Origin of the sequence: Streptomyces sp. NPDC002619, from assembly GCF_042889305.1 — a bacterium.
Taxonomy (GTDB): domain Bacteria; phylum Actinomycetota; class Actinomycetes; order Streptomycetales; family Streptomycetaceae; genus Streptomyces.
On record NZ_JBIAQV010000125.1, the window covers coordinates 1 to 3,563 of the forward strand.

At 69.5% G+C, this 3,563-nt stretch carries 1 protein-coding gene; it reads left to right on the forward strand.

Translation table 11 applies throughout. The features are described 5' to 3' along the window. Window positions 1–1,045: 1,045 nt before the first annotated feature. A complete protein-coding gene (locus tag ACFYXB_RS45605; RefSeq protein ID WP_389591390.1) occupies window positions 1,046–3,469 on the forward strand; it encodes a CHAT domain-containing protein in 2,424 nt (807 codons plus the stop codon). Window positions 3,470–3,563: the final 94 nt, after the last annotated feature.

Consider the following 3,563-nt stretch of genomic DNA (forward strand, 5'->3'; position numbering starts at 1 on the left):
GTCCACAGCTACTCCTCCTCCGGTGACGTCGAGGTCACAGTGAGCGGCGAGGCGACGGCACCCGGCGTGCTGAGAATCGAGCTACAGCCGACGAACACGGTCGCCTTCCATCAAGCGCACGCAACGTACTTTCGCGCAGTCGGCTGCACGGAGGAGGTGGTCGGCGATCATCTGAGCGGTCGACCGGCACAGGGCAGCTCGCAGCCGACCGAGGGACTCGCCTGGGGCCCGACGCCGCTGGGGAGACGTCGCCAGCGACTGGCCCGGACCGGTCTGTACGCAGCACGCGGCGCCGGATTCGTCGTTCTGCTGCTCCTCGCCTCGACCATCCATGGCGGATGGCTCGCCTGGCTGGTTGCCTTCGCCGCGATCCCTTCGTCCTGGGACGTCCGGCAAAGACCTCTGGAGCTGGCCGACAACCTGCGTGCAGGGGAGCTGCCCCTGAGCTGGCCGTGGCACGGCTGCCTCGCTGTGGTGGCCGCCGCCACGGGGCTGAAGGAGGCCGCCAAGGTTCTCACCGTCCTGTATCTGATCCTCCCATTGATCGCTCACTGGGGTGAGGCGGGCGAGGCAAAACACCTGTGCATGGAGGGCCAGGAGATACGAGGGACCGGGAGACGGACGGCCACCAGCCAAGCGGTGGTGGAGAGTCACGCGGTACGGCGTCGCTACCGGCACCAGGCGACCATCCTGATTCTTGCCGCCGCGCCCGTAGGCATTCTCGCGGCGTCCGCCGACGCGCCGTGGCCTGTCTACGTCCTGACAGCGGTCTTCGCCGCACAGAGGCTCACCGGACTCGCAGTCGTGGTCTCGGCGGTCGCGATCGGCACCGGGGGCGGTTCCCTCCGTCCTGGTGGCAGCCATCGCCTTGGGACTGGCCGCTCGTGCAGTCGACGCTTGGTGCGGGCGACCGCCGTTGGCCCGTGTCCCGATCGACCGTCCGCCGGTGAGCCGGATGCTCACCTCCGACGGCCGGTCGGTTGCCAGGGCACGTCGGCTCCTGCGCAGAGGGCGGCCGGCGGCCGCGTTGCAAAAGCTCGGGACGGTGTCGGACGGCACACGCCACCCCGAGGCCGCCCTCCTGCGGGGCTGGGCGTTGCTGGAACACGGACATCCCGGCGAAGCGAAGAGCGCGGTGGGCGTCCCGGGCCGGGAACCGACCGGCCCCGCCGCCCTCATCACCTGTCTCGCCGAGCTCGACCTCGCCAATGCCGGTGCGGCTGAAACCGCCGTCAGGGGACTCGACCTGCCGCCGACCGACTGGGCGAGGCGACGGCATCAGGACCTGCGTATCGCCCAGTTCCGGCTGGCCCTGCTCCGCGGGCACTCCGACGAGCTCATCGACACGATCTCCCGCGAAGTACCCGTGCGGGTCACCCGCCGCAACCTTCCGACGGCCCTCGCCCTGCTGCGGCTCGCCGCTGAGGCGGCACTGCCCACCCGCCCCTCGCTCGCCTCCTACCTGGCCGGTGCGGGACTCGTCCTCGCCCGTGCGGCCCAACCGGACTCTCTGTCGAAGGACTTCGGCCTGGCGGGCTCGGGCAGGACGGTCGCGCTCGAGGTGATCCGATGCGGTGCGCTCGCAAGCCTGGCGGAGTTCCAGGAAACCGGGGAAGCCGATGCCGACACCGTGTCCCACCTGAGCGCCGCCGACGGTGCGGCCGGCTTCCTGATGAGACTCGACCGGCCGATCGAAGCGGCGACGTATCTGAACGTCCTTGCTGACCGACTGGCAACGGATCCAACACATCGGCTCGCCGCACTGCACAACCGGATCGAGGCGCTGACCGTACTGAACGCCACCCGGCACGAGCTACACAGCAAGGAAGAACGACACCAGTGGTGGGTGGTCTTCGGCAGAACCGTCCAGCAGGCCATGGAACAGGCGGCGGCCGGAGCGGACTGGGAAACCCTTGCCGAGCTCATCGAGTCGGCCCGGCTCCAGCTCGGCCCGAACAAGGACGGCCGCGCCTTCGACTCGTCCCACGCGGTCGCCCCTTTCATCCGGGTGAGGGGCAACTCCGGCATGGAACAGGCCCACTGGTACCGGACCGATCAGCCCCCGCGCGTTTTCGCCCTGGAGGACATGGCCGACATCGCGCTGGGGACGGGCACGTGGTGGTGGAGCACCTGGGTCCACGACCGAACCGTCTTCTGGTCCCTGGTACCCCCGAGTGGCCCCGTGACCGGCGGAACGCTCCCCCTCGCCGAAGGGACGGCACTGGCCGAGGCGTTGTCCGACCTGAGAGACGCTCTCCCCGGGCTGTACCCAGGAGAGGACGGCGCGTCATGGGAGGAGCGAGTACTGGGCAGCCCACTCCTCACCGGCCCGGTCCATGCCAAGTCGTCCCTCGCGCGGCGCCTGGGCGAACTGATTCCACCACCGCTGTCACAGGCTCTGCTGAAAACAGACGGGGGGATACGGCTTGCCATCGCGCCCGCGGCGGAGTTCGGCCACGTTCCGTGGCCGGCCATCGGTATCCCGGGCAGTCGGCACGACGTACGGTTCGTCGAGTGGTGCACCGCCGTACTCGCGCCACCGGCAGGACTCCTCGCCCACCTTGCCGACCGGCCGCATCTGGACGACGCCCCACCACTCGGCCTTGTCGTGATCGATCCGGGGAGCGATCTGCCCTGGGTGTCCGAGGACGAACAGCTGCCGGCTGCTCGACGACTCCTCGACCTCGTCCCGGACGGCGTCGCAACCGTCGCTGCGGATGCCGACCTGTCCCTGCAGGATTTCGCCGAGCGCCTGCACAAGACCGACTCCGACGCGACCGCGGTATTCGCCTGCCACGTAGGACCGGACAGCCAGTCGCTGGACCGCGGCATTCTGCTCAGACCCGGAAGCGCCGAGGACCCGCCTGTCATTCCACCGCGAGTCCTGACCTCCCAGATGCTGGTCGACACACCGGACCGGTACCCGATGCCCCGTCAAGTCCTCATGCTCGCCTGCGACAGCGGTGACGTGGGCAACGTCTCCGCCGGGGAGTGGCTCGTCCTGGGCCCCGCCATGCTGTGGGCCGGTGCCGACCGCCTCATCGTCACCAGCTACCCCGTCATCGACTCGGTGGAGGCGATGGAGGAGACCGAGCCCGCGCTTGAAGGAGGTGACGTGATCGACGAGCGGCTGCTGTCGGCCCTCGTGCTGCGACAACCCGTGATCGACGCGCTGCACGACGTTCAACGCAAGCAGCTGGCGCGCTGGCGCACCACCGGCCGGGAAGGCGCCCCGATCCACTGGGGCGGGCACCTGGCCATGGGCGCCTACGGAAGCCTGGGCACACCCCGGTCCCAGGCGCCACTGCGACGACGATACGTCCACGAGAGCGTGCTGCAGCTCCTCGACGATGCCGCCGGAAACGCCGCCAGAGCGGGACGGAGCGCCATCACCCGCTGGGACATGCTTGTCCAACTCGGCCTTTACGGCTTCGAGACGCCCAACCCCTGCGCCGGTACGCCGGATTGACGCCGATCTACCTCTACGTGCTCGCGTCGGAAGCCCGACGGGCACTCCGGAGGCGTCAACGTTCCACGACCGACGTACTGCCCAACGAGAAGGT